Raw genomic sequence first — 20,900 nt, 5'->3', positions numbered from 1 at the left:
TACGCGATACATGCACGCATAGGGAATATGTGACGTGTGCGCGGATATGACGCGTATGCGGGGATGACACACCGGATATGACGCCCCGTTCGCCGGGCGGCACCCTCGGACGACGCGACGACGCACCTCAGCGGACGGCCCTCGTCAGCCGCCGACCGCCCTCAGACCGCCGCCTTCTTCAGCCGGCGCCGCTCCCGCTCGGACAGGCCGCCCCAGATACCGAAGCGCTCATCGTTGGCGAGGGCGTACTCGAGGCACTCGGAACGGACCTCACAGGCGAGGCAGACCTTCTTGGCCTCCCGGGTGGAACCACCCTTCTCGGGAAAGAACGACTCGGGGTCGGTCTGGGCGCACAGCGCGCGCTCCTGCCAGCCGAGTTCCTCGTCCGCGTCGTCGACCAGCAGTTGCTGCACCAGCTCCGTCATGTGCGCCCCTCGTCTGTCTTTCGCGTCCCCGTGATGCTGCCGTTACCGATTCCGGCCAAACGACACGAGTGAAATTACAAGTGTGCTGCTCCGGGCGAGTCAAGCTGAGATCTGCTATTGGCGCCCTTATTCACTCTGCGGAACCAAGCCCAAGCCGAAAGTGTTCAAATCGCCATAAACCTTGACACACAGATGACCCCGCGCGAGTGTCCCGCCCCGCGCGGAGCCTCCACAAGGAAGGACGCCCGGACGATCGGCCCCGTTGCCGCACCGGCACCGCAGCGAGCCTGATCACATTCGGATCACAGGACCGCAACGGCACTTGCGCACCCGCCGTGCGCACCTTGTGTCCCCGGAATCACGTGAACAAACCTTTCGCCCCGCAGGTGAACCGGATGGAGTGAACCGTGTCCCACGATCCGGGCGTCGAGTTGACACTGGAGGTGTGAACCGTTGTCCTTGTGGGCATGCTCGCGAACTTGGCACTCGCCTCGACCCGCTCCGCCGGGTCCCTCGGTGCTGCCCGCGCTCGCTGTAGCTGTCACTGTTCCGGTTGTTGAGCCCAACGCGCTCCGACCCTCCGAGTCACCCTCGACTCCAGCCCTGTTTCCGCCGTCGCCACCGGGGCGCTCCTCGCCGCCGTCCGCGACCCGGACGTACGCGACAGCACACGCTGTAGTCCTCCCCGCCGCTCACCGCTTCCCGACCGCTTCTCCGCCGAGGAACACCGCATCCCATGAACAGCGACAGCGACCTCCAGATCGCCGGCGACATCCTCGAAGTACCGCACCTGCTGCAGACCCCGCGCGAGCACCCGGCGACCGTCGCCGAGTTCGTCGGGCTGGTCCGTTCCCTCGCAGCCGACCGCTCCTCGTGGGAGCGCCTGGTGCGGTACGACGCGACCAGCCGCTGGTACCACCGGCTGAGCACCGTTCCCCGAGTCCTCGGCTCCGCGCGAGCAGGGGAGACCCCCATCGGCTACGAGGTGTGGCTGCTGTCCTGGGTTCCCGGCCAGGGCAGCGGACCGCACGGCCACGGCCCCTCCTCCGGAGTCATGACCGTCCTGGACGGCACCCTCACCGAGCGCACCGGGCGCGGCACGCGCGCGTTGACGACCGGTACGGAGCGGGTGTTCGCACCCGGCTATGTGCACGAGGTCGTCAACGACACGCTGGAGTCGGCGGTCAGCCTGCACGTGTACTACCCGGGCCTGACCGAGATGCCGATGCGCCCCCTCGCCCCGCACTGCGAGGCGCGGACGGCGCCCGGGGCCCTGACCGTCTGACACGGGTGCCACGGCCGGCCCGGCGGCTGACACACTGTTTCCCATGCACATTGTGGTTCTGGCAGGCGGCATCGGCGGTGCCCGTTTCCTGCGCGGTCTGAAGCGGGCCGCGCCGGACGCGGACATCACGGTCATCGGCAACACCGGGGACGACATCCACCTCTTCGGGCTGAAGGTCTGCCCGGACCTCGACACGGTGATGTACACCCTCGGCGGCGGCATCGACGAGGAGCGGGGCTGGGGGCGGACCGACGAGAGCTTCCGCCTCAAGGAGGAGCTCGCGGCGTACGGCGTCGGCCCGGGGTGGTTCGGGCTCGGCGACCGGGACTTCGCCACCCACATCGTGCGGACGCAGATGCTCGCCGCCGGATATCCGCTGAGCGCGGTGACCGAGGCGCTCTGCGACCGCTGGCAGCCGGGCGTCCGGCTGATCCCGATGACCGACGACCGCGTCGAGACCCATGTCGCCGTCACCCTGCCCGCCGACGACTCGGCGGGGACCACGGCGGGCTCGAGGACGGGGACCGCGGTGGGACCTGAGGCAGGGGCTGCGGGACCCGGCGAGCGCAGGGTGATCCACTTCCAGGAGTACTGGGTACGGCTGCGGGCTTCGGTCCCGGCCGAGGCGGTCGTGCCGGTCGGCGCGGAGCAGGCCAAGCCGGCGCCGGGTGTGCTGGAGGCGATCGCCGAGGCGGACGTGATCCTCTTCCCGCCGTCCAACCCGGTCGTCTCCATCGGCACGATCCTCGCCGTCCCCGGCATCCGTGAGGCGATCGCCGACGCGGGCGTGCCGGTGGTCGGCCTGTCGCCGATCGTCGGGGACGCGCCCGTGCGCGGCATGGCGGACAAGGTGCTCGCGGCGGTCGGCGTGGAGTCCACCGCGCCGGCGGTGGCCGAGCACTACGGCTCGGGCCTGCTGGACGGCTGGCTGGTCGACACGGTCGACGCGGCCTGTGTGGAACGCGTCGAGGAGGCCGGGATCCGCTGCCGGGCGGTACCGCTGATAATGACCGATGTCGACGCGACCACGCGGATGGCTCGGGAGGCGCTGGCGCTGGCGGAGGAGGTGCGGACGGTTTGAACAACGACGTGAACTACGCACTCGTGCACGACGACCCGCACGCGGGCGGTTCGGGCGGCGCGGCGTCCGCGGGGTACCGGGTGTGGGCCGTCGCGGGCCTGCCCGAGGTCCGGCGGGGGGACGACCTGGCCAAGCTGATCGCGGCCGCGGAGCCGGGGCTGGCCGACGGGGATGTGCTGCTCGTCACCTCCAAGATCGTCTCCAAGGCGGAGGGCCGGATACTCGAGGCCTCCGACCGGGAGGCCGCGATCGACGCGGAGACAGTTCGGGTGGTGGCCCGGCGCGGCGCCCTGCGCATCGTAGAGAACCGGCAGGGCCTCGTCATGGCCGCGGCCGGGGTCGACGCGTCCAACACTCCTTCCGGCACGGTGCTGCTGCTGCCCGAGGACCCGGACGGGTCCGCGCGGGCGATCCGCGAGGGCCTGCGCGACGCCTTGGGGGTGACGGTCGGCGTGCTGGTCACCGACACCTTCGGACGCCCCTGGCGCGCGGGTCTGACGGACGTCGCGATCGGCGCCGCGGGCGTTCACGTACTGGACGACCTGCGCGGCGGCACGGACGCGCACGGCAATCCGCTCGACGCCACCGTCGTCGCCACCGCCGACGAACTCGCCGCGGCGGGCGACCTGGTCAAGGGCAAGGCCGCCGGCCTGCCGGTGGCCGTCGTCCGCGGGCTGCCCGCCCTGGTCACGGCCGACGACGACCACGGCGACGGCGCGCGGGCCCTGGTCCGCGACTCCCGCGACGACATGTTCCGGCTCGGCACGTCGGAGGCGGTACGGCAGGCGGTGACCCAGCGCCGCACGGTACGGGCCTTCACCGACGAGCCCGTGGACCCGGGGTCGGTGCGCCGCGCGGTGGCCGCGGCCGTGACGGCTCCGGCGCCGCACCACACCACGCCGTGGCGTTTCGTCCTGCTGGAGTCCCCGGAGTCCCGCGTCCGTCTGCTGGACGCCATGCGGGACGCCTGGATCGCGGACCTGCGCCGGGACGGCAAGTCCGAGGAGTCCGTCGCCAGGCGGATCCGTCGCGGGGACGTCCTGCGCAACGCGCCCTGCCTGGTCGTGCCCTGCCTGGTCATGGACGGCTCGCACAGCTACGGGGACGCGCGGCGGGACGCTGCCGAGCGCGAGATGTTCGTGGTCGCGACGGGCGCCGGCGTGCAGAACTTCCTGGTCGCCCTGGCCGGTGAGCGGCTCGGCTCGGCCTGGGTGTCGTCGACGATGTTCTGCCGGGACGTGGTCCGCGAGGTCCTGGACCTGCCCGCGGACTGGGACCCGATGGGCGCGGTGGCGGTCGGCCATCCCGCCGAGGACCCCCGGCCGCGACCGGAGCGGGACGCGGCCGCGTTCATCGAGGTGCGGTGAGCCACACGCGCGGGGCGCCTCCCCTCGTAGGGGCCCGCGCCCACCGGCCTGGCGGAGTCCCACTCCGGTAGGGCTCCCCCGCTCCCCCCGCTTCCCACTCCCCCGGGATCCTCTCTGTGGCAGGACGTTTCGCTCCCCGGCCCGCTCGCACGACCGTGCGAGGCGGACGGACCGCCGTGCCCGCGGGGGCGCCGCGGCAGGTATCGGCCCCGGCCCTGGTGCGGACCTGGGTGCCGGACGGGCCGTTGGACCTCGGTCTGGTCCTCGCGCCGCTGCGCCGCGGGCCCGGGGACCCGACGTTCCGCGCGCTGCCGGACGGCTCCGTCTGGCGGGCGAGCCTGACGCCCGCCGGGCCGGGGACGCTGCGGGTGACGCGGCACGGTGGCGAGGTGCGGGGCGAGGCCTGGGGTCCGGGCTCCGGCTGGCTCCTGGAGCGGCTGCCGGACCTGCTCGGGGCCGCGGACGACCCGGCGGCGTTCGTCCCCCGGCACAAGTTGCTGGCGCTCGCCCGGTATCGGCGTCCGGGCCTGCGGCTGCTCCGGACCGGGCTGGTGCTGGAGTCGTTGATCCCGTCGGTCCTGGAGCAGAAGGTCACCGTGGGGGAGGCGTACCGGGCGTGGCGGCTGCTGGTACGGAAGTACGGGGAGCCGGCACCCGGGCCCGCGCCCGAACGGATGTCGGTGATGCCGTCGCCCCGGACCTGGGCGCTGATCCCCTCCTGGGAGTGGCACCGGGCCGGCGTCGACGACAAGCGGGCGTCCACGGTCCTGCGGGCGGTGCGCGTCGCCGCGCGGCTGGAGGAGGCGGCCGGGATGGCTCCGGCGGCGGCGCGGGCGCGGCTGGAGCTGGTGTCGGGCATCGGTCCGTGGACGTCCGCGGAGACAGTGCAGCGCAGTCATGGCGCGGCGGACGAGGTGACCGTGGGGGATCTGCACCTGCCGGGCATCGTGGGGTGGGCCCTCGCCGGGGACCGGGACGCGGACGACGCGGTGATGCTCGAACTGCTGGAGCCGTATGCCGGGCAGCGGCACCGGGCGGCCCGGCTGATCCTGCTGAGCGGAAGAACGCCGGCGCGGCGGGCACCGAAGACGCCACGCCGGAACATCGGACGGCTGTGAGGCCCGAGCCCTCAGCCGCCCGAGCCCTCAGCCGCCCTGGTCCCGCACCGGCCGGTACGCGGCCCGGTTTCCGCCCGGCTACTCGTCCGAGGAGAACCGCACCGCCCCCGCCGGGATCCGCGCGTCGCACCACACCCGGACCCCGTCCCTGAGTTCGTTGCGGGCGCCGATGACCGCGCCGTCGCCTATGACCGTCCCGGTGAGGACCGACCGCTCCCCCACCCGCGCGCGCGTGCCGATCAGCGAGTCGGTGACGACCGCGCCGGGTTCGATGACCGCACCCGGCAGGATCGTGCTGCCGAAGACACGCGCGCCCTCCGCCACGAACGCGCCCTCACCCACCACCGTCCCGCCCGCCAGCTTGGCGTCCGGTGCCACCGTCGCCGTCGGCAGGACCAGCCGGTCGCCGCAGCGCCCGGGGACCGCCGGGGACGGGGCGCGGCCCAGCACCAGGTCCGCGGAGCCGCGGACGAAGGCGGCCGGGGTACCGAGGTCCAGCCAGTACGTGGAGTCGACCAGGCCCTGGAGGTGTGCCCCCGCCGACAGCAGATCCGGGAACGTCTCCCGCTCCACCGACACCGGCCGGCCCGTCGGGATCGTGTCGATGACCGAGCGCCGGAAGACGTACGCCCCCGCGTTGATCTGGTCGGTGACGATCTCCTCGGGCGTCTGCGGCTTCTCCAGGAACGCCAGGACCCTGCCCGTGTCGTCCGTGGGGACCAGTCCGTACGCCCGTGGGTCGGTCACCTTCGTCAGGTGCAGCGAGACGTCCGCACCCGTCGTCTCGTGGGTGCGCACCAGTGCCCGGATGTCCAGGCCCGTGAGGATGTCGCCGTTGAAGATCAGCACGGGTTCGTCCGGGCCCGAGTGCAGCCGGGAGGCGACGTTGCGGATCGCGCCGCCCGTGCCGAGCGGCTCCTCCTCCGTCACGTACTCGACGTGGAGCCCCAGCGACGACCCGTCGCCGAAGTACGGTTCGAAGACCTCGGCCAGGTAGGACGTGGCCAGGACGATGTGCTCGACGCCCGCCGCTTTCGCTCTCGCCAGCTGGTGCGTGAGGAAGGGCACCCCGGCCGCCCGGACCATGGGCTTCGGCGTGTGCACCGTGAGCGGGCGCAACCGCGTGCCCTTGCCGCCGACCAGGAGGATCGCTTCTGTCACCTGTCGTCTCTGCTTCCTGCCGGGACCGGCCGAACTGTCTTTCGGCCGGCCAGTGTATGCAGACCGTTCCACAGCGCTTTCGACGGCGGTGTCTCCGGCAGGAAGGAACCCGGCCCGGCGGCTCCGCGCGGTTCAGCGGCCCTGGTAACCGGCCGCCGTGGAGCGGGTGGTGCCGAGCTTGTCGTAGAGCTTCCCCTGGGCACACGGTGTTGAACCCGTCCCGGTGACCGGAGATCACGTTCAGTCGCACCTGCGTGCCTTTTGCATAGAGATTGCCACCCTCGGACGTCAGATATGTCTCCGCGCTCGGATCCACGCCGTGCAGCCCGAGCTTCCACGCGGTGAGCTGTGCGATGCCCTCCACCGCCGAGGCCGACGGCTCCGTGGAGCTGTAGGTACCGAGGACCGCCACGCCCATGGTGTGGGCGTTGAACCCCAGAGTGTGGGCGCCCAGGACCGGCTCCGCCACTCCCCCGGCGCGGCCCTCGTAGATCTTTCCGCACTTGTCGACGAGGAAGTTGTAGCCGATGTCCCGCCAGCCCATGCTCCCCGTGTGGTAGCGGTAGATACTGCGGATGAGTGAAGGCGCCTCCTCGCACGTGTAGTCGTTGCCGGAGGCGGTGTGGTGCACGAAGGCCGCACCGACCTCGTCCGTGTAGACGAACTCCTTCGCCCGCAGGCTCTCGTCCGCACTCCAGCCGGCCCGCGTGACGATGTCAGGACGCGGGCCGATGTACGGGTTCGCCCGCTGCCGCGCGGCCGCGTCCTTTCCCTGCCCGGCCGCCCCGGCGCTCGCCGCACCGGTACGGGCGCCGTCCGCGGTGCCGCCCGCGGTGCCGTCCGCGGACGGGGCGTCCTCGCCGGGGTCGATGAGTTCGAGACGCATCCCGGACGGCAGCGGCAGGGCGGTGTCGTCCTCGGCCCCCTCGGCAGCCGTACCGGTGCGCCCCGGTCCGGCGGACCCCGCCGGCCCGGTCCGCCGGACTCCGCCAGGACCCTGATCTCCACGCCGTCCGACTCGCCCACCCACAGCGGTGCGGTGGCGCCGCGGACCCGGCCCGAGGCGCGTTCCCTGAATTCGGGGGTTCCGGGATCGGCCGCGTGGTCGGCGTTGTGCGCCTCGACGTCCTGCCAGTCGGACCAGGAGCCGGTACGGGCCGCGCGGGTGCGGACCTGGACCTGGCCGTGGAGTTCGGCGGCAGGGTCGTCCCAGATGACGCCGAGGAGGGAGAAGTGCCGTACGGACCGGGGAGCGAGGCCGAACGTGGCGGCGCCGGAGGCACGGTCGGGATCGAGGGGTTGCAGGGGCAGCGACTCGGTGCTGCCGGGGGTACCGGACTCGGCCGTCACCGCCGCGCGCGGGGCCGCTCGGGTCGGCTGCCCCGGTCCCGCGGTCGCCGCGACGGCGAACGGGGCGAGGGGGAGGGCGAGAGCGGTCGCGCAGGTGACACCGATGGCGGAAGAAAGAATTCTACGCATGCCCCTGATCCTTGACATAGTCAGACAAATCTGTCCACGGGGGAATTGACGGGATGTCGGGGCCCGTTCCGCCGAACCGGTGTCCCGCCGCTCGGTGCGCGCGGCCTCGTCCGCGTACGCTTGCGCGGGTGAACGCCACCGACCGCACCCCCGCCGACCTGCTGGGTTCCGCGCTCGCCGCGGATCCGGGCCGCCCCCTGGTGACCTTCTACGACAACGCCACGGGCGAACGTGTCGAATTGTCCGTGGCCACCTTCGCCAACTGGGTGGCCAAGACCGCGAATCTGCTCCAGGACGAACTGTCCGCCGAGCCGGGCGACCGCGTGTCGCTCCTGCTGCCCGCGCACTGGCAGACGGCCGTGTGGCTGCTGGCGTGCGCGTCGGTGGGCACGGTCGCGGACGTGTCCGGCGACCCGGCGGCCGCCGACGTCGTGGTGAGCGGGCCGGACTCGCTGGAGGCCGCGCGGGCGTGCTCGGGCCCGCGAATCGCGCTGGCGCTCAGGCCGCTCGGGGGACGGTTCCCGCAGCCGCCGGAGGGCTTCGCCGACTACGCCGTGGAGGTTCCGGGTCAGGGCGACCGGTTCGCGCCGTACGCGCCGGTCGACCCCGAGGCTCCGGCGCTGATCGCGGCGGGGCGGGAGTTCACCGGGGCCGAGGTGGTGGAACGGGCCCGCGCGGAGGCGACGGACCTCGGGCTGATCGGACCGGGCTCGCGCATCCTGTCGGGTCTGCCGTACGACACGTGGGAGGGCCTGCACGCGGGCCTGTACGGGCCGCTGGCGACCGGCGGTTCGGTGGTGCTGTGCCGCAACCTGGACCGGCTCGGGAACGACGCGCTGGACAAACGGGTCGAGAGCGAACGGGTCACGGTCATCGCCCGCTAGGGCCTGCCTCGGCGCGGGCGGGCTCGTCCAAACCGAAGCCGCCGGGCCGTACCCCGTCCGCCGCGTCCCGTCCCCCGTACGGCTCAGCAGTGCCCGCCTCCGCCCCGTATCCGGGTCATCGTCGTACCAGCGGCACGCACGGCGCGTACGGCATCCACCGCACGCCGTACGCAGTGAGGGGGTGGGCCGGTCATGAGCGACACCGCAGGCGCGTCCCCCACGGGCGCGGGGGGCGGGCGCGCCCTCGGGCCGGGCACGGGAGCCTCGGCGAGCGGGGCGGGGCTGGCGCGGCGCAGGCGGCGGCGGTGGGTGCGTGGCACCGGGCTCGGTCTCGCCACGCTGCTCGTTCTGACCGCCGGGGCCGGGTGGGCGGTGTACGTGAAGCTCGACGGGAACATCACGCCGGACGAGGCGGCCGCGGCCGAACTCGCACGGTTCGAGAAGGAACGGCCCTCCGCGCTGGTCAAGGAGGCCCGGAACATCCTGCTGATCGGCTCGGACTCGCGCTCCGGGGACGGGAACCGCCGCTACGGCCGGGACCCGGGGACGGAACGGTCCGACACCGCGATCCTGCTGCATCTGTCGGCGGGCCCGCGCAGCGCCACCGCCGTGTCCCTGCCCCGTGACCTGATGGTGGACGTGCCGGGCTGCCCGCGCCCGGACGGCACCCGCGCCGAGCCCGTGTTCACGATGTTCAATCAAGCCTTCCAGCGGGGTGGTTCGGCCTGCGCCATCCGTACCGTCGAGAAACTCACCGGCATTCGCGTGGACCATCACATCGTCGTGGACTTCCACGGCTTCAAGGAGATGGTCGAGGCGGTCGACGGCGTCGAGGTGTGCCTGCGCGAACCCATCGACGACAAGGCGGCCGAACTGAAACTGCCCGCGGGTCGGGTGACGCTGAACGGGGAACAGGCCCTCGGCTATGTCCGCGCCCGCAAGTCGCTCGGTGACGGCAGCGACACGCACCGTATGGAACGTCAGCAGCGGTTCCTCGGGGCGCTCGTCAACAAGGTGCGCAGCAATGACGTCCTGCTGAATCCGGTGAAGCTGTACCCCGTTCTGGACGCGGCCACTTCGGCGCTGACGACCGACCCGAAACTGGCGAGTCTGCGCGGTTTGTACGAACTCGTCCGTGGACTGCGCAACATCCCCACGGGACGCGTGCAATTCCTCACGGTTCCGCGAGAGCCGTATGCCGCCGACGCCAATCGGGACCAACTCGCGGAGCCCGAGGCGGAGACGCTGTTCGAGCGGTTGCGCAGGGACGCGTCGGTGACGGTCGCACAGGATGCGGCGCAGAGTTCCGGCACGGAAACCGACCCCGGTGCGCCGTCCGGGAATTCGGACGACGACGGCACGGACAGTGACGGAAAGGTCACCCGGAGGGAATCCGCGGAGCCGCCCGAGACCCCTTCCCCCGCACCCACATTCTCCGGAAACACGGCAGCCGAGGACACCTGCGAGTAAAGCCGGCACACAGCCGACTCCAAGACCGTGAAGCCATGTCAAGGGATATGAGCGAATTGCCCAGTTGTAGGAAAGTGGAATGTGTCCCCGGCGTCACCGAAGGCTGTTCCGTGCCGTTAGTGTGAGCGCTCCGGTGCGCGCGCACCCGAGGTTCGCCCTGCAGTCGCGCACTGCGTGACCGACCGGGCGCCCAAGAAGGGGAAAGGCGCCGCGTGGCACCGACGGAGGATTCGAGCGACCGTGGACGCGCAAAGCCGTGGGCGGGGCAACGACATGGACCCCGCAGACCAGTGGGTGCTCAACCCGGACACCGGCGATTACGAACTGCGACTGAATGATTCCGCACCGCAGCCACCGGTTCCCTCTCCCCGTGGGCGGCGCCCCTCCGGCGTGGCTCCGGGTGGCGGCGCGGGTGCGGGCAAGGGTGCCGACGCGGGTGCACCGCGCGGCCGTACCGATACGCCCGGGCGCGCGGCGGAGCGGCCCGCCGGCCGCGGGACGTCCGAGCGCGGGACACCCGAGGGCGGGGGCCCGCCGTCGCGCAGGCGCCGGGGTGCGCCGGAGGAACCGCCGCCGGGCCGGCGCGGCGCCGGCCGGTGAAGAAGAAGTCGAAGGCGAAGAAGGCCCTGCTGTGGACGGGCGGGGCGATGGCGTGCGTGGTGCTCGCCACCGGCACGGCCGGCTACCTGTATCTGGAGCACCTCAGCGACAACATCGACACCCTCCCCGACGACGGCGCGAGCACCGGTGGCTTCCGGAAGGACGAGGCCATCAACATCCTGCTGATCGGCACCGACAAGCGCACCGGCTCCGGCAACGAGGGCTACGGCGACGCGGGCAGCGCCGGGCACGCCGACACCACGCTGTTGCTGCACGTCTCCAAGGACCGTACGAACGCCACCGCGCTCAGCATCCCGCGCGACCTCATCGTCGACATCCCCGACTGCCCCACGACGCTGGAGGACGGGACGGAGAAGGTGATCCCGGGCTCCAGGGGCCGCTTCAACACCAGCCTCGGCCAGAGCGAACGTACGCCGAGCTGCACCATGCGGACCGTCACCGAGCTGACCGGAATCACCCCGGACAACTTCATGGTGGCGGACTTCAACGCGGTCAAGACCCTGACCACAGCGGTCGGCGGGGTCCCGGTCTGCCTCGCCGAAGCCGTCGACGACAAGGATTCCAAGCTCAATCTGTCCGCCGGCACGCACACCATCGAGGGCGAAGAGGCCTTGGCGTTCGTCCGCACCCGGCACGCGTGGGGCAACCAGGGCGACCTCGACCGCATCAAGGTGCAGCAGCAGTTCCTCGGCGCGCTGATGCGGCAGCTGAAGTCCAGCGACACGCTCACCAGCCCGACGAAGATGATCAAGCTGGCGGAGGCCGGCACCGAGGCGCTCACCGTCGACTCCCAGCTGGACAGCATCGACAAGCTGAAGGACCTCGGTCTGGAGCTGGGCAAGCTCAACACCAAGAACCTGTCCTTCACCACGCTTCCGGTGAAGGACAACCCCGCGGAGACGGTGAAGGCGACCGTCGTCCTCGACGAGTCCAAGGCGCCGCAGGTGCTCGACCTGATCAAGAACGACGTGTCGTTCACCGAGGTCAAGCAGCAGGAGAAGAAGGAGAAGGCCGCCGTCGCCGCCCGCCTCAAGGGCCCCAAGGCAGCCGCCTCCGAGGTCCGGGTGCAGGTCTACAACGGCGGCGCCCCGGCGGGCAGCGCCCAGGAGACCCTCACGTGGCTCCAGGTCGAGGAGGGCGTCAGCAAGTCGGAGAACGCCGGGAACGCCCCGGAGACACTGAAGAGGACCACCCTCGAGTACGCGCCCGACCAGGCCGACCAGGCCCGCCGCCTCGCCGAGATCCTCGGCCTGCCCGGATCGGGGATGAAACCCGGCGAGAGCGTCACCAACGCCCAGGGCCTGCCCGCGATGACCCTGACCCTCGGCGAGGACTTCAAGGGCGCGGGCGTCTCCCTGACAACTCCCTCCAAGGCGCCGGACGAGGTCGTCAAGGACACGTCCACGGCCGACAAGGTCGAGTGCGCCAAGTGACCTGCCGGGCAGGTCACCGGGTGACCCTGCCGGGCGGCCCTACGGCGGACAGGGGCCGGCGGCGCCATTTCCCCACCCAATGGGGCGGATTGCCCCGTTCCGAGGACGAGGAATTCGTCACTGAAGCCACTCCTCGCTCAGGCGGGCGGCTAATGTGAGCGCTCCAGTGCCCCGGCCGCGAGGACCGTCCTGGCGTCGCGCGCGGTGGTGACCAGCACGCGCGGACACCCTCCGGAGGGGAAAGGGTGCCGCGTGGCCCGGACGGAGGATTCGGACGAGCGTGGACGCGCAGAGCCGTGGGCGGGCGGACAATGTCGACCCCGCAGACCAATGGATACTCAACCCGGCCACCGGTGAATACGAACTGCGACTGGGCCCCTCCGCACCGCAGTCACCCGTCCCGGGCCCCCGCCGCGGCCGCCGCCACGCGGACGATGCCGTGCCCGGCCGTGAGGTCCCGCCGTCACGGCGGCGCGGTGCCCCCGAGACGCCGCCCGGACGGCGCGGCGACCGGCCGACGCAGCGCAAGCCGAGGGCGAGGAAGGCCCTGCTGTGGACGGGCGGGGCGATGGCGTTCGTGGTGCTCGCCACCGGCACGGCCGGCTGACGTCTATCTGAAGTACCTCGAGGACAACGTCAACACGACCGACATCGGCGACGCGGGCTCGGGCAACTTCAGCAAGGACGAGGCCTTCAACATCCTGGTCCTCGGCACCGACAAGCGCACCGGCTCCGGCAACGAGGGCTACGGCGACAAGAACAGCGTCGGGCACGCCGACACCACGATCCTGCTGCACGTCTCCAAGGACCGTACGAACGCCACCGCGCTCAGCATCCCGCGCGACCTCATCGTCGACATCCCCGACTGCCCCACGAAGCTGGAGGACGGGACGGAGAAGGTGATCCCGGGGCTGCAGGGCGCCCGGTTCAACCGCAGCCTCGGCGAGGGCGGCCGGGACCCGGGCTGCACGATGCGCACCGTGGAGGAGGCCACCGGCATCTCCGTCGACCACTTCATGATGGCCGACTTCAACGCGGTCAAGACGCTCACCTCGGCGGTCGACGGCGTCAAGGTGTGCCTGGAGCACGCCGTCGACGACAAGCAGTCGAAGCTGAAGCTGCCGGCGGGCGAGTCGACGGTGGCGGGCGAGGACGCCCTCGCCTTCGTCCGTACCCGGCACAGCTTCGGCAACGAGGGCGACCTCGACCGGATCAAGGTGCAGCAGCACTTCCTGGCCTCGCTGATGCGCAAGATGTCCTCCGGCGACACCCTCACCAGTCCCACCAAGCTGGTGAAGCTGGCCGAGGCCGCCACCAACGCGCTGACCGTGGACACCGGAATCGGCAACGTGAGCACGCTCAAGGACGTCGCCCTGGAGCTGAAGAAGGTACCGCCGAAGAACATCTCGTTCACCACGCTTCCGGTGAAGGACAACCCCGCGGAGACGGTGAAGGCGACCGTCGTCCTCGACGAGTCCAAGGCGCCGCAGGTGCTCGACCTGATCAAGAACGACGTGTCGTTCACCGAGGTCAAGCAGCAGGAGAAGAAGGAGAAGGCCGCCGTCGCCGCCCGCCTCAAGGGCCCCAAGGCAGCCGCCTCCGAGGTCCGGGTGCAGGTCTACAACGGCGGCGCCCCGGCGGGCAGCGCCCAGGAGACCCTCACGTGGCTCCAGGTCGAGGAGGGCGTCAGCAAGTCGGAGAACGCCGGGAACGCCCCGGAGACACTGAAGAGGACCACCCTCGAGTACGCGCCCGACCAGGCCGACCAGGCCCGCCGCCTCGCCGAGATCCTCGGCCTGCCCGGATCGGGGATGAAACCCGGCGAGAGCGTCACCAACGCCCAGGGCCTGCCCGCGATGACCCTGACCCTCGGCGAGGACTTCAAGGGCGCGGGCGTCTCCCTGACAACTCCCTCCAAGGCGCCGGACGACATCGAGAAGTCCACGGCCGACAAGGTCGAGTGCGCGAGCTGACGTTCAGCCGAGCGGATGCGGAAGGCTCACCAAAAGTTGTTGAATCGGTTGCGTTCCGCGTGCAACTGACGGGCCCGTCGTGCGTCTAACAGAACGCAGGGCGGGCCTTGTTCCATGACGCGAGGAGTATCAGGGGTGGGGAGGACGGCGGCAGTGACGCAGAGCGCCGCGCGGAGGACACTCCGCGACGACCGGCGTGAACGGGACGACGAGCCGGCCGACGGCGCATCCGAGGGCGACGGCGGGGACATACCGGCGTCCGATCCGGACGCCGGCCGTCGCCCGCGGCGCCGGATACTCAAGTGGTTCGCGGCGGTCCTCGCGTTGCTCCTCATCGGCTCGGCCGGGGCCGGCTACGCCTACTACCGGCACCTGAACGGCAACATCAAGAAGAACCCACTGAACCTGGGCGACAACAAGGTCGCCGAGCCGACGCCGAACGCCGCCGGGCAGACCCCGCTGAACATCCTGCTGATCGGCTCCGACGCCCGGGACAGCAAGGAGAACCAGCAACTCGGCGGCGCCCGGGAGACGTTCGGCTCGACACCGCTGGCCGATGTGCAGATGCTGCTGCACCTGTCCGCCGACCGGACCAACATGTCCGTGATCAGCATGCCCCGCGACACCCTCGTCCGGATCCCCAAGTGCACCGACCCCGACGACGGAACCGTGTACGAGGCGAGCAGCGGGCGGACCATGACCAACCAGAGCCTCGGGCACGGCGGTCCGGGCTGCACCGTGGCCACCTGGCAGGAGCTCACCGGCATCCACATCGACCACTTCGTCATGGTCGACTTCGCCGGCGTGGTCGCCATGGCGGACGCCGTCGGCGGCGTCCCGGTGTGCGTGGACGCCAACATCCTCTCGCGCGACAGCAAGGGCCACGGCTCCGGGCTGAAGCTGCCCGAGGGCACCCACCCGGTCAAGGGCGAGCAGGCCCTGCAGTGGCTGCGTACGCGCTACGGCTTCGAGGACGGCAGCGACCTCGCCCGTGCCAAGGCCCAGCACATGTACATGAACTCACTGGTCCGCGAGTTGCGGGAGAACGCCACCCTGAGCAGCCCCAACAAGCTGCGCAGGCTGGCCGAGGAGGCCACCCGGGCGCTCACCGTCGACCCCGGCCTCGACACCGTCAAGAAGCTGTACGACCTCAGCAACGAGCTGCGCAAGGTGGAGCCGGAGCGCGTCACCATGACCACGATGCCCAATCGGTACGTGGGCGCCCGCGTGGAGCCGACCGAGGACGCCGAGCAGCTCTTCCGACTGGTCCGCGAGGACATCGCACTGGACGGCAAGGACGAGAAGCCGACGGAGGACGAGGAGGAGACCGCGCCCACCGAACCGGCCGCCCCCGACGCCGAGATCGCGGTCCAGGTCGTCAACGGCACCCGCACCGACACCCTGGCCGCGGCGTCCGACCGCGCGAGCACCGTGACCGGAATTCTGCGGGAAAAGGGCTTCACCAGCGCGGTCGCCGACGCCGCCGGTTCCCTCAGCGAGGAGCGGACGGTGGTGCGGTACCCGAGCACCGACCTGGAGGGCGACGCGCAGCGCATCGCCGAGTCCCTCGGGGTTCCGAAGAGTTCGGTCAAGCGGTCCACCGACATCTCCGGAGTCACGCTCGTCGTGGGCGCCGACTGGCGTGAGGGGGCGACGTACGAGGCGCCCGAACAGGACGACACCATCCCCGAGTCGGCGGACGCCCTCAACGGCGCGGACGACACGGCCTGCATGGAGGTCAACCCGGCCTTCACCTGGTCCTGACACGGCAACCGGGCGACCCGGTGCGGCAGACACACCGCAGGGCCCCCTTCCCGGTCGGGGAAGGGGGCCCTGCGGTGTCCGCGGTGAGCGCGGGTCAGGCGGCCGGGGCGTCCGCGTGGACCGCGGGCCGCCGGGAGGCGATGACCTTCTTCGCAAGCGAGCGCGGGCTGGTCAGAAAGCCCCAGCCCCACGTCAGATGCATGGTGGCCAGCGCCACCGGGATCCGCAGGCGCGCCTTCACCGGCAGCCCCTTGCCCGCCGGTATCGAACCGAGCACGATCGCCGCGAGGTACCCGCCGGGCACGAGGAGGCCCCACGGGGTGAACAGGGCGCCGGCCAGGGTCCCGGCCGCGATCGCGCACACCGCGGCCGGCGGGGCCAGGTAGCGCAGGTTGATGGAGCCGGCGTGGTAGCGGGCCACGACATGCCGCCAGCGGCCGTAGTCCTTGTACTGCTTGGCCAGCGCCCGCACGCTCGGCCGGGGCCGGTAAGACACCTTCAGCTCCGGCGAGAACCAGACCAGCCCGCCGGCCTCGCGGATGCGGAAGTTCAGCTCCCAGTCCTGGGCGCGGATGAACTCCACGTTGTAGCCGCCCTGCTGCTCCAGCGCCTCGCGCCGGAACACCCCGAGGTAGACGGTCTCGGCGGGACCCGCCGCGCCACCGGTGTGGAAGGCCGCGTTGCCGACGCCTATCCGTGACGTCATCGCGGCGGCGACCGCGTGCTCCCAGTCGTTCTCGCCCTCGGCGTGCATGATGCCGCCGACGTTCTGCGCGCCGGTCTCCTCGAGGAGCCTTACCGCGGTGGTGATGTAGCCCGGCGAGAGCATCCCGTGCCCGTCGACGCGGACCACGATCGGATGGCTCGAGGCCTTGATCGCCGCGTTGAGGGCGGCCGGGGTGCGGCCGGTCGGGTTGGGCACGGTACGCACTCGCGGGTCCTCGGCCACGAGTGCGGCGGCGATCTCGTCCGTGCGGTCCGTGGACGGACCGAGGGCGATCACGACCTCCATCTCGCCGGCGTACTCCTGGGCGAGGATCGCGTGGATGGCGCCACGCAGATGCCTCTCCTCGTTGAGGACGGGCATGATCACGGAAACGGCGGGGTGCCGCACGTCGGGATTGGCGTTCATAGGGGCCTCACGTTACCGCGAACGGGGGACAGCGGTGCGCGCGCCGGGTGCGGTTGCGCCGGGCCGCAGATCGTACCGGCCTACGGTGCTCGGGATCCCGGGTACGGCCCCGTACGGCCCTGTACACGGTCCCGCAGCCCTCGTACGGCCCTCGTCCGGAGGTGTCCTCCCTGTGCCCCCGCAGCCACCGTCCCCCCGCCCCAGTCCCCGTCCTCGTCCCCGCACCAGGCCACAGCGCCATCCGCGTCCGCCCAGCCGGAGCGGTCCGAGACCGGCGGGGCGCCGGAGGCCGCGCTGGGGCATGCGGGCGGTGACCACGCTGTCGGTCGTGGTGCTCGCCTCCGCCGGGATCGGGCACGTGGTGGTCACCAGCCTCGACGCGGGGATCGACCGGGTCGACCCGTTCCGGGACATGAAGAACCGTCCCGAGTCCGGCCACGGCATGAACGTCCTGCTCGTCGGCACGGACGGCCGCGAGAAGATCAGCAAGGAGGAGCGGCGGAAGTACCGGCTCGGCGGGGCGCCCTGCAACTGCGCCGACACCCTCATGATCGTGCACATCTCGGAGGACCGGGAGCGGGCCAGTGTCGTCAGCCTGCCGCGCGACTCGTACGCCATGACGCCCCCGCACACCGACCGGGTGAGCGGCGAGGAGCACGAGGGGCATCCCGTCAAGCTGAACGCGGTGTACGCGGAGGGCGGGCCGCAGCTGACCGTGCGCACGGTGGAGAAGATGACCCGGGTGAAGATCGACCACTACCTGGAGCTCGATTTCACCAGCTTCATGAAGACCGTCGACGTGGTCGGCGGCGTCGAGCTGTGCACCACCGAACCGCTGAGGGACAGCCACACCGGCCTCGACCTGCCCGCCGGCCGGCACACCCTGCGGGGCGGCGAGGCCCTGCAGTACGTACGCGCCCGGTACGTCGACGGCGCCGCCGACCTCGGCCGGATGAAACGCCAGCAGCGCTTCATGGCGGCGTTGGTGGACCGGGCCACGTCCTCCGGGATCCTGCTGAACCCGATGAAGTTCCGGGACATGACCCGCGCGGTGCTCGGTTCGGTCCGCGCCGACAAGGGCTTCGGTACCGACGAACTGCTGGACCTGGGGCGGGCGATGCGGAACTTCTCGCCCTCCTCCTCCGAGTTCACCACCGTGCCGCTCGGCAAGAAGGGAATCGCGGTCAAGGGCCTCGGCTCGACACTGAAGTGGCACCCCGAGAAGTCGAAGCACATCTTCGAGGCGCTGCGCGAGGACAAGCCGCTCTCCACACACTCCTCGCCCGACGCGGCGCTGCGCGTCCCGGTGGACCCCCACCAGATCCGGGTCCAGGTCGAGAACGGCACCGGGATCAAAGGTCTCGGCCGCCGCGTGGACGCGGCTCTCGCGGCGACCGGTTTCCGCACCACCCGCGCCCCCGTCAACGCGGCGAACCGCTCCGTGCGGCGGACCGTCGTCGCCCACGACCCCCGCTGGGACCGCTCCGCGAAGTCCCTCGCCGCCGCCCTGCCGGGCAGCGAACTGCGTGCGGTGAAGGGCCAGGGCGCCACCCTGAAGGTGATCGCCGGCAGCGACTTCGAGAAGGTCCGCAAGGTCCGGGCCGAGGACCCCGGGAAGGACGAGTTCGGGGTGGTGCGGGGTGACGAGGTGGGGTGCTCGTAGGTCCGCGACGGAGGTACGCGGCGGAGACGCGCTCAGCCCTGCCGCGCGGGACGTGGGATCAGTCGGGTCAGTCTTCGATTCCGTCCGCCGCCCGCTTCTCGCGCAGCTCCATGATGGCGCGGCGGCGGGCCAGGCGGTGGGTACGGCGGATCTGGGCCTCCTGGCTGCGGCGCCGGTCCCGCTCGGTCTCCGGTATCACCGGCGGCACCCGGCGCGGTCTGCCGTCGGCGTCGACGGCCGCGAAGACGAGGTACGCCGAGCCGACCTGGGTGGGCGGGGTGGACTCGTTCCAGCGCTCGGCCAGGACCCGCACGCCGACCTCCATCGACGTCCGGCCGGTCCAGTTGACCTGGGCTTTCACATGGACCAGGTCGCCGACGCGGACCGGCTCCAGGAAGGCCATCTCGTCCATGGATGCGGTGACGGCGGGCCCTCCGGAGTGGCGCCCGGCGACCGCGCCCGCCGCGTTGTCGACCAGTTTCATGATCACGCCGCCGTGCACCGTACCCAGCAGGTTGGTGTCGTTGTGGGTCATGATGTGGCTGAGGGTCGTCCGCGACGCCGAGGCGGGCTTGCCCGGGATGTCGGGAATCTCCGTGGGTGCGGCCGGAGCCTGATCTGTCATGGCCTCCACCTTATGCCGAGGTCGCATCCGGGAAGTTTGTGTCAGCTTGGCAACAGCGCTGCTGCTATTTCCCGGTGACCGGTACGGCGCGCGGCCCGGACCTGCACACTGTTGCGCATGAATGATTGGCCCGAGGCACGGCCCCAGGACAACCGCGGCCCCCGCTACGGACGCGGGAGCGGGAGCGCGCAGCCCGAGAGCGCCCGCATCATGCGGCAGGTCCGCCGCGGCCCGGCGGCCCCGCCCGGCCAGGAGGCGTACGGCGGCGGGGTGCCGCACCAGGCGTCGTACGTGGACGGCCGCGGGCACGGCGGCCACGACAGCGGCTACCACACCGGCCGGGTCTACGGGTCTTCCACCGCGGGTGGCTACGGCGGACCGGGCGGCGACGGCCACTACGCGCACGGTCCCGCACCGGACTGGCGCCGTCGCGTCAAGCTGACGGCGATCACGGTCGCGACGCTGCTGGTCGTGACGACCGTCGGCACCTATTTCTGGGCCGACTCCAAGCTCAACCGCGAGGTCGACCTGTCCCTCGTCCTCGACCGACCGGAGGCGGGCAAGGGCACGAACTACCTGATCGTCGGCTCCGACAGCCGGGCCGGGCTGACCGACGAGCAGAAGAAGAACCTGCACACCGGGTCCGCCGAGGGCAAGCGCACGGACTCGATGATGATCCTGCACACCGGCAGCAACGGCTCCACCCTGATCTCGCTGCCCCGCGACTCGAACGTGGAGATACCCACCTTCAAGGGCTCCGATTCCGGCAAGACCTACCAGGGCACGGGCCGTCAGGTGAAGCTGAACGCCGCGTACGCGGAGGACGGTCCCGAACTCCTGGTCCGCACGGTCGAGTTCAACACGGGCCTGCACATCGACCACTACGTGGAGATCGGCTTCGCCGGCTTCGCGAACATCGTGGACGCGGTCGGCGGCGTGGAGATGGACATCCCGCAGGACATCAAGGACACCAAGTCCGGCGCCGACTTGAAGAAGGGCAAGCAGACCCTGAACGGCGAGGAGGCCCTCGCCTTCGTCCGCACCCGGTACGCGCTGGCCGGCTCCGACCTGGACCGTACGAAGAACCAGCAGAAGTTCCTCTCCGCCCTCGCCGGCCAGGTGGCGACACCGGCCACCGTCCTGAACCCGTTCAAGCTGTACCCGACCATGGGCGCGGGCCTGGACTCGCTGATCGTCGACAAGGACATGAGCCTGTTCGGCCTGGCCGACATGTTCTGGTCGATGAAGGGCGTCAGCGGCGGCGACGGCACCTCCATGAACATGCCCGTCTCGGGCTCCTCCGGCGGCAACCTGCTCTGGGACAAGGCGAAGGTGAAGCAGCTGGTGAACGAGCTGAACAACGACGAGAAGGTCACCGTCAAGGGCAACTGACCCGCGACCCGGACCGCGACCGAGGGC

General features: G+C 71.3%; 13 protein-coding genes and 3 pseudogenes. 11 read left to right on the top strand and 5 right to left on the bottom strand.

Going from position 1 to position 20,900, the window contains the following annotated elements; translation table 11 throughout:
• Positions 1-161: 161 nt before the first annotated feature.
• A complete protein-coding gene (locus WJ438_RS25160) occupies positions 162-425 on the bottom strand; it encodes a WhiB family transcriptional regulator (RefSeq protein ID WP_003975777.1) in 264 nt (87 codons plus the stop codon).
• A gap of 736 nt (positions 426-1,161) precedes the next feature.
• On the opposite strand from WJ438_RS25160, the gene WJ438_RS25155 reads away from it, so the two are divergent.
• From WJ438_RS25155 to WJ438_RS25140, 4 genes are all read left to right on the top strand, one after another.
• Positions 1,162-1,710 (top strand): cysteine dioxygenase, encoded by a 549-nt coding sequence (locus WJ438_RS25155; protein WP_406727252.1) that lies wholly within the window; start codon positions 1,162-1,164, stop codon positions 1,708-1,710.
• A 43-nt stretch (positions 1,711-1,753) separates the two neighbouring features.
• Positions 1,754-2,791, top strand: a complete 1,038-nt coding sequence (locus tag WJ438_RS25150; RefSeq protein WP_406727251.1) for a 2-phospho-L-lactate transferase — start codon at positions 1,754-1,756, stop codon at positions 2,789-2,791.
• 23 nt (positions 2,792-2,814) lie between these two features.
• A complete protein-coding gene (locus WJ438_RS25145; protein WP_406729805.1) occupies positions 2,815-4,158 on the top strand; it encodes a coenzyme F420-0:L-glutamate ligase in 1,344 nt (447 codons plus the stop codon).
• Between the two features lie 116 nt (positions 4,159-4,274).
• The gene (locus WJ438_RS25140; RefSeq protein ID WP_406727250.1) at positions 4,275-5,276 is read left to right on the top strand and encodes a DNA-3-methyladenine glycosylase family protein; all 1,002 of its coding nucleotides are present in this window, start codon (positions 4,275-4,277) and stop codon (positions 5,274-5,276) included.
• Positions 5,277-5,354: 78 nt separating this feature from the next.
• On the opposite strand, the gene WJ438_RS25135 is transcribed toward WJ438_RS25140, so the two are convergent.
• Entirely contained in the window at positions 5,355-6,437 is a 1,083-nt protein-coding gene (locus WJ438_RS25135) for a sugar phosphate nucleotidyltransferase (protein ID WP_406727249.1), read from the bottom strand.
• 132 nt (positions 6,438-6,569) lie between these two features.
• Positions 6,570-7,916, bottom strand: a pseudogene (locus WJ438_RS25130) (peptidoglycan recognition protein).
• Positions 7,917-8,044: 128 nt separating this feature from the next.
• Between WJ438_RS25130 and WJ438_RS25125 the strand changes: the two are divergent.
• From WJ438_RS25125 to WJ438_RS25105, 5 genes and pseudogenes are all read left to right on the top strand, one after another.
• Entirely contained in the window at positions 8,045-8,800 is a 756-nt protein-coding gene (locus WJ438_RS25125) for a TIGR03089 family protein (RefSeq protein ID WP_406727248.1), read from the top strand.
• A 192-nt stretch (positions 8,801-8,992) separates the two neighbouring features.
• Positions 8,993-10,270, top strand: coding sequence for an LCP family protein (locus WJ438_RS25120; RefSeq protein ID WP_406727247.1), 1,278 nt, complete (start codon positions 8,993-8,995; stop codon positions 10,268-10,270).
• A gap of 240 nt (positions 10,271-10,510) precedes the next feature.
• A pseudogene (locus tag WJ438_RS25115) lies at positions 10,511-12,324 on the top strand (LCP family protein).
• 280 nt (positions 12,325-12,604) lie between these two features.
• A pseudogene (locus WJ438_RS25110) lies at positions 12,605-14,297 on the top strand (LCP family protein).
• Positions 14,298-14,450: 153 nt separating this feature from the next.
• Positions 14,451-16,061 carry an LCP family protein gene (locus WJ438_RS25105; RefSeq protein WP_406727246.1) on the top strand — a complete coding sequence of 537 codons (1,611 nt, stop codon included), beginning with the start codon at positions 14,451-14,453 and terminating at the stop codon, positions 16,059-16,061.
• A gap of 94 nt (positions 16,062-16,155) precedes the next feature.
• Here WJ438_RS25105 and WJ438_RS25100 read toward each other — a convergent pair whose 3' ends face one another.
• Positions 16,156-17,193 (bottom strand): glycosyltransferase family 2 protein, encoded by a 1,038-nt coding sequence (locus tag WJ438_RS25100; RefSeq protein ID WP_406727245.1) that lies wholly within the window; start codon positions 17,191-17,193, stop codon positions 16,156-16,158.
• Between the two features lie 301 nt (positions 17,194-17,494).
• Here WJ438_RS25100 and WJ438_RS25095 point away from each other — a divergent pair, with 301 nt between their 5' ends.
• Positions 17,495-18,856 (top strand): LCP family protein, encoded by a 1,362-nt coding sequence (locus tag WJ438_RS25095; RefSeq protein ID WP_406727244.1) that lies wholly within the window; start codon positions 17,495-17,497, stop codon positions 18,854-18,856.
• Between the two features lie 67 nt (positions 18,857-18,923).
• Here WJ438_RS25095 and WJ438_RS25090 read toward each other — a convergent pair whose 3' ends face one another.
• Positions 18,924-19,481, bottom strand: a complete 558-nt coding sequence (locus WJ438_RS25090) for an acyl-CoA thioesterase (RefSeq protein WP_406727243.1) — start codon at positions 19,479-19,481, stop codon at positions 18,924-18,926.
• 117 nt (positions 19,482-19,598) lie between these two features.
• Between WJ438_RS25090 and WJ438_RS25085 the strand changes: the two genes are divergently transcribed.
• A complete protein-coding gene (locus tag WJ438_RS25085; protein ID WP_406727242.1) occupies positions 19,599-20,873 on the top strand; it encodes an LCP family protein in 1,275 nt (424 codons plus the stop codon).
• Positions 20,874-20,900: the final 27 nt, after the last annotated feature.

Origin of the sequence: Streptomyces sp. GD-15H, from assembly GCF_045291515.1 — a bacterium.
In the GTDB taxonomy this organism is placed as follows: domain Bacteria; phylum Actinomycetota; class Actinomycetes; order Streptomycetales; family Streptomycetaceae; genus Streptomyces.
The sequence above is the reverse complement of the archived record's forward strand: the minus strand, read 5'-3'. Positions and strand labels throughout refer to the sequence as shown.